This is a genomic window from Micrococcus lylae NBRC 15355 (assembly GCF_001570885.1).
Classification (GTDB): Bacteria; Actinomycetota; Actinomycetes; order Actinomycetales; family Micrococcaceae; genus Micrococcus; species Micrococcus lylae.
Window position 1 is genome coordinate 22,373 of record NZ_BCSN01000032.1, and the last position, 6,220, is coordinate 28,592.

4 protein-coding genes are annotated in these 6,220 nt (G+C 71.6%); 2 read left to right on the forward strand and 2 right to left on the reverse strand.

All coding sequences use genetic code 11. The annotated features are described in order from the left end of the window. Complete coding sequence (locus MLY01S_RS07835) at positions 1 to 861, reverse strand: type II secretion system F family protein (protein ID WP_067190930.1); 861 nt, start codon at positions 859 to 861, stop codon at positions 1 to 3. Beyond that, entirely contained in the window at positions 862 to 2,088 is a 1,227-nt protein-coding gene (locus MLY01S_RS07840; RefSeq protein WP_067190931.1) for a TadA family conjugal transfer-associated ATPase, read from the reverse strand. It lies immediately after the preceding gene. 303 nt (positions 2,089 to 2,391) lie between these two features. Between MLY01S_RS07840 and MLY01S_RS07845 the strand changes: the two genes are divergently transcribed. Together MLY01S_RS07845 and MLY01S_RS07850 are read left to right on the forward strand one after the other, a co-directional pair. Then, positions 2,392 to 5,436 (forward strand): FtsK/SpoIIIE domain-containing protein, encoded by a 3,045-nt coding sequence (locus tag MLY01S_RS07845; RefSeq protein WP_067190933.1) that lies wholly within the window; start codon positions 2,392 to 2,394, stop codon positions 5,434 to 5,436. A gap of 98 nt (positions 5,437 to 5,534) precedes the next feature. Continuing rightward, positions 5,535 to 6,113, forward strand: a complete 579-nt coding sequence (locus MLY01S_RS07850) for a dienelactone hydrolase family protein (RefSeq protein ID WP_067190935.1) — start codon at positions 5,535 to 5,537, stop codon at positions 6,111 to 6,113. The last annotated feature ends 107 nt before the right edge of the window (positions 6,114 to 6,220 follow it).

Genomic DNA, 6,220 nt, shown 5'->3' on the forward strand with positions numbered 1-6,220 from the left:
TCATGCGATCACCCGCTCGTCCTGGGGAAGCGCGCCGATGCGCAGCATCAGCTGGTAGCAGACGACCGAGACCACGAGACCGGCGAGCAGCACTGCTGCTCCTGCCGCGGTCCGATACGTCTCCACGGCCACGGGCTGCGTGCCGATGAGCAACAGGACGACCCAGGGCGCGGCCACAGCCAGGCGTGCCGCGTTGACGGTCCAGGACTGACGGGCCTCCAGCTCGGAGCGGACCCGGGCGTCCTGGCGCAGGAACTCGGACAGGGTCTGCAGCAGCTGGCCGATGTCTGCGCCGCCGACCTCACGTGTCATGCGCAGCGCGGCCACGAGCCGGTCCGCAACGGGGTCGGACATGCGGACCTTGAGTCCCTCGAGCGCATCGAGGAAGCGGGCGCCGGCGCGGTAGTCGCGGCTGAACTCCTGGAAGGGTTCGCGCAGCCCCTCAGGGCCGTTCTCCCCCAGCTGCATGAGCGCCTCGGGCAACGTGAGACCGGCACGGATCGCCGAGCGGACGTGGTCCACCGCGTCCGGCCACACGTCACGGAGGAGGACGTGGCGGCGCCGGGCCTGGAAGGACAGCAGCGCGTAGGGCACCACGGCGCCGAAGAGCGCGAAGCACAGGGCGATCGGCAGGGCACGGGTCAGGGCCAGGACGAGCAGGAGGGCGAAGACGCCGCATCCGGCCATCGCGGCGACCACGCCGGCCGGAGACAGGCGCGCGATGCCCGCCTGCGCGATCAGGCGGCGGAGCCTGCCCTGCCTCGCCGGGGCGTCATCCTCGGCGGGCGCGGGCTCGTTCCAGCAGGACCACCAGACCAGGAAGAGTCCGGCGCCCAGCAGCAGTCCCAGAAGAAGGCCCATTCAGCGATCGCCCACCAGGTCGAGGATGTCGATGCCGTGACGTTCCAGCTGGGGCATCTCGAGGCTCGCGGCCTGGTTTACCACCAGCTGCCCCTCGCTGTCCCTGCGGAACAGGGTCGAGGTCTCGATGACGCCGTCCTCCACCCGCGAGCCGACGGTGAGGATCTCCTCCACCTGGCGGCGGCCCTGCCGGTCCCGGGCGCAGTGCACGACCACGTCGATGCAGGTCGCCACGGTCGGCACGACGAAGTTCCGCGAGATGTTCTCCCCGGCCAGCAGCGGCAGGGTGCAGAGCTTGGTGAGGGCGTCGGAGGCGGAGTTCGCGTGGATGGTGCACATGCCGGCCAGGCCGGAGTTCAGTGCCACGAGCATGTCGAGTGACTCCGCTTCCCGGACCTCGCCGATGATGAGGCGGTCCGGCCGCATGCGCAGTGCCTCCTTGACGAGGCGACGCAGCGGGATCTCTCCGTGGCCTTCGAGGTTCGGCTGGCGGCACTGCATGCCGACGACGTCACGGACCGGCAGCTGAAGTTCGAAGATCTCCTCCACGGTGATCACCCGTTCCCGCGGACCGATCGAGGCCGCCAGACAGTTGAGCATGGTGGTCTTTCCGGCCTGGGTGGCCCCGGAGACCAGGATGTTCATGCCGGAGGACACTGCGGCGTCGAGGAACTTCGCGGCCTGGACGGTGAGCGAGCCGCCGCGCACGAGATCGTCCAGGCGGTTCGCCCGGGCGATGAACTTCCGGACGTTCACGGCCCAGTGCCGCCGGGTGATGTCCGGGATCGCGACGTGGAGACGGGAGCCGTCGGGCAACGATGCGTCTACGAACGGCGTGGACAGGTCCAGGCGGCGCCCGGAGGACTTGAGCATCATCTCCACGGTGTCGCGGACCTGCTGCTCCGTGAGCACGATGCCGGTCAGCTCGGAGCGTCCGGAGCGGGCGCAGTAGACCGCGTCCGGTGCGTTCAGCCAGAACTCCTCGACGCTCGGGTCGTCCAGCAGAGGCTGGAGCGGACCGAATCCGGCGAGCAGGTCGAAGAGCCACCGCTGAGTCTCGGAGGGGTCCTTGAGCGCGGGCAGGGACCCCTTCATGGCCCGGGACTCGTAGTCCGTGGTGGCGTCGCTGATGAGCCTGCGCATCGACTCGGGCTCCCGCTGGGGGTCGATGTCACGCCGTCGGATGAGCTCACGCAGCTCCGATTCGAGGATGCGCACTGCTTCCATTGGTCCCTCCTGCACATGCCGATGCAGCCCCCTCCGCTGGGGTCTCCCGTTTCCGGCGCCATCCCTCGCGCCGCCACCCACAGTACCGTGGCCTGGCTCACACCTCCGGAACCTGTGGACAACGCGTGCCGCGAGCGGACCCGACATGCCCCGGAGAAGGGTTTTCCACAGATCGCAGGCCTGACTCGACGCCCGGTACGGGCGTCAGGGCAAGGTGGGACGCACGGCGACGCCGGGAACGGGATTCCGGCGCCGTCGGCCGCGGCGGCAGGTCGCGGACACGACCGACGGAGGGGAGCCCTGATGTCCTGGACGGTGGAGATCGTGGGGATGTCCGGCATCGAGAGCTGGATCGTGTCCGACCTGCCGCCGCACCCCGCGGATCAGGACCGCGCTGTGGCCGAGCACTTCCCCGACGTCGTGCTCGAGTGTGAGAGTCGCCGAGGCTCCCGCCTCCGCTACATCGCCCGTCCGCCCGGTGCACATCGACGCCTCCGGGGACCGGAGCTGAGCCTCGTGGCCGCGAGCGGCCCGGACGCCGGACACGTCGTGCCGTTCCCGAGGGGCGGCACCACGGTCGGCCGCGGCGGCAGCCGGTGGCGTCTGGCGGATCCGACCGCCCCGGCCCGTCCCGTCGCCCTGACGGCCTCCTCGTCAGGCCTCTGCGTGGACGACGACGGTCCCTCGCCGTGGCAGAACGCGTCGCCCGTTGCTGTGGGCACGACCGACATCGTGGTGGCGCGCGGCCCCGGAGAACCGCTGCCGCCTGCCGCCGTGCCGCCGACGGCCCGCGTCGACACCTCCGGCGCACCGGCGCCGATGTCCCTGGTGCTCCCCGCCGTCATGGCTGTGGGACCGCTGCTGCTCGGCGTGGTGCTGGCCGTGAGCACGGGACGCGCGTTCTTCCTGCTGTTCGGGCTGCTCTCCGTGGTCGCCGTGGGGACGATGCTCGGGCTGCAGCGTCGCAGCAGGACCCTGTTCCGCCGGCGCCTGCACGCTCGGGTGGACGCCGTCATCGAGGAACGGGAGCGCAGCGCCCTCACTCCGCTGTCGCTCACCCGGGCGTGCCGGTCCCCTTCGGCCGACAGGTTTGCGCTGCAGGCCGACGCCGCTGCGGAGGATCGCGGAACCACGTTCTTGCCGCCGGTGTTGCACTGGGGCTCGGGAATAGGAGAACTCCCCGTCGACGACCCGGTGCGCCAAGAGCGCTGGCGCCCCGACACGGTGCGTCGACAGCCGGTGCTGAGCCGCCCGGCCCCCGGGGCGGCCGTGCGCGTGGCCGGCGCCGGGCCCGAACACGACGGCGTGCTTCGGTGGCTGGTGGTTCAGCTGCTGCTTCAGACCTCGCGCCGTGGCCTCGGGTTCGCCGTCTGCTCCGCGGACACCGGCCTGCTGTGGCAGACCGGACCGGGTGCGGCGGGCGTCCTGCTCACCCTGCCGTCCGGGCGGATCGTCGCTCCCCTCCGGCGGGCGTGGTCGCGGCGCTGCCCTGCCGGCTCCGCCACGGCCGTCCCGTCGTCCGGCGAGCGCTGGGCCGAGGTGACGGTGGTGGAAGGCGCAGTCCGCGCCGCCGACGGCGAGGACCTGATCGACATCAGCGACGGCAGCGCCCGCCTCGGCGCCGAAGGTCAGGACCTGGAGGATCTCCACGCCTGCAAGGTCTCCGTCCGCACCGCCTGCTGGTGGGTGGAGGAGATCGCCTCGGATATGGCCGCAGCAGCACCTGGCCTGCGGCCCGGAACCGCTCCGACGCCCCTGCGCGTGCCCACGGCACCGGGTGTCCGGGCTGCGGTGGAGGAGCTGGTGACGCCCCTCGTCGGACCGGACGAGGGCGGCCATGCCCAGGTCGACCTCGACTTCGTGGCGGACGGTCCCCATGTCCTCGTCGCCGGCACCACCGGGTCCGGCAAGTCCGACCTGCTCCTGGGGATGCTGACCGGGCTGTGTGCCACACACCCACCGTCCGAGGTGGCGCTCGTCCTGCTGGACTTCAAGGGCGGCGCCTCGTTCTCGTGTCTCGAGCAGCTGCCCCACACCATGAGCGTGGAGACCAACCACGTCGCCTCCGCCTCCCTCCGTGCGCTGGACGCCGTCGGCGCCGAGCTCCGCCGCCGCGAGGAGCTGTTCGCGGCCCACCGGGTCAGCGACTATCCCGAGTTCCGCCGCCGCGTTCCGGGCATGGCGCTCCCCCGGCTCGTCGTGGCAGTGGACGAACTGCGTGTGCTCATCGACGAACACCCGGAGGCCTCCGAGGTGCTGCGCCGTCTTGCAGCCACCGGGCGATCCCTCGGATTCCACCTCGTCTTGGCGACTCAGCGGGCGACCGGGAGCGTAAGTGCGGACATCCGCTCGAATCTCGGTTCGGTGCTCTGCCTACGCACAGCCACGGAGCAGGAGTCGTGGGACCTGACCGGATTTGCCGGGGCGGCACGCATTCCGTCGGATCAGCCGGGAACCGTCGTCCATGTCGGGCAGGGGAGGGCACCACGCACCTTTCGGGCCGCAACGTGGGTCCGCTCTGACGCCGCCCGCCGATGGGTCCGTCCCGGGGCCGCAGAGATCCAGCAGGTCGCCCCGACCCTCTGGAGCGAGGTCGTCGCCGAGCTGGCTGCCCTCACGGAGGGAGCCGCCCTTCCCGTCCCGGACCCGATCCTGTCTCCGCCGCTGCCGGAGAGCTGGACCCCGCAGGCATCGGGAGCCGTTCCGCTCGCCCTCGTGGACGACACCGCGTCCGGTCGCCATCGTCGGCTCGATGCCGACGCCGGCCCGGAGGCGAGCACCGCCTGGCTCATCGAACCGCGAGGGGGACGCGATCTGCTGATCGCACGGCTTCGGCAAGACCTCATCGGCACCGGCGAGCACGTCCTCCACCTCGACGGCACCGGGACACCGGAGTCAGAACGGAACGGCACCCCACACGACGTTCCCCGCCGTTGGCGTGTCCTCACCCCGGACGGACCGCAGGAGCCCGTCGAGGCAGTCCTCGAGTCTGCGGCCGCACTGGCAGAGACCGGCGGCACCCTGCTGATCTCCGGGTGGGCCGCGTGGGCTTCCCTGCGCTGCCCTCGGTCCTATCGCGGACTGGAGGAGCTCCTGGTCCACCACCTCGGCACGGACGGATCGCGTGGTATCCGCGTCGCCGCCGTCGGCGGTCGGGAGCTGGCCTCCTCGCGCCTGCTCGCGCAGTTGCCCCGTCGGCTCTACGTGCCGGCCGGCACCACCCCGGAGCAGCGGATGATGTGGCCCAGGCTTACCGAGGTCCTGCACGTGCCGGGGCGCGCCGTCCTGATCGACGCCGACCACCCCGAGCCCGGCGCTCCTGCCCAGCTCCCCTTCCCACCGCCGTGACCTGCGCGCACCGTGGGACGCGACGGCGCACCGAAGCCCACCTGTGAAACGCCTCCCCCGGCAGAGGACACCGACCCCATCTGATCTAGGCTGAGCGCATGAGCCAGATCCTGCTGTTCCACCACGCGCTCGGCCTCACCGACGGCGTCCGTGCTCTCGCCGAGAGGATCGAGGCCGGCGGCCACACCGTGCACCTGCCGGACCTCTACCAGGGCACGACCTTCGCCACCGTGGAGGAGGGCGTCGCCCACCTGCAGCAGGTCGGCATGGACGAGATCGTCTCCCGCGGCATCGCCGCCACCGCCGAATACCGCCAGGCCTCCGTGCTCGCCGGCATCAGCATGGGCGTCTGCCCCGCCTTCAAGGCCGCGCAGACCGTCCCGGCGTTCCGCGCCTGCATCGCCATGTCCGCCGCCCTGCCGCTGAACGCCTACGCCCCTCTGTGGATGCCTCACGTGGCCCTGCAGGTGCACCTAGCCAGCGAGGACCCGTGGGTGAAGGACGAGGACCTGCCGCTGGCCCTCTCCTACGCCGCCTCCGCCGAGGAGCCGGACAACCCGGCCGACCTCTTCGAGTACGACACCGCCGGCCACCTGTTCATGGACTCCTCCACAGACGACTACGACGAGGCGCTCACCGACCTCATGGTCCAGCGCATCCACGAGCTGCTGCGGTGACGCCGCCTCACTGACGGAGGCCAGTGCCGTCGTCGGGAAACCGGCGGCGAAGCCGACCGGACTGGCTCAGTACTCCCCGTGGATGCCGCGGCGGCGGGCGCTGGCCG

Bases quoted from the DNA above. Each gene is read 5' to 3' on its own strand.
- MLY01S_RS07835 (WP_067190930.1), bottom strand. From the start codon at position 861: ATGGGCCTTCTTCTGGGACTGCTGCTGGGCGCCGGACTCTTCCTGGTC.
- MLY01S_RS07840 (WP_067190931.1), bottom strand. From the start codon at position 2,088: ATGGAAGCAGTGCGCATCCTCGAATCGGAGCTGCGTGAGCTCATCCGA.
- MLY01S_RS07845 (WP_067190933.1), top strand. From the start codon at position 2,392: ATGTCCTGGACGGTGGAGATCGTGGGGATGTCCGGCATCGAGAGCTGG.
- MLY01S_RS07850 (WP_067190935.1), top strand. From the start codon at position 5,535: ATGAGCCAGATCCTGCTGTTCCACCACGCGCTCGGCCTCACCGACGGC.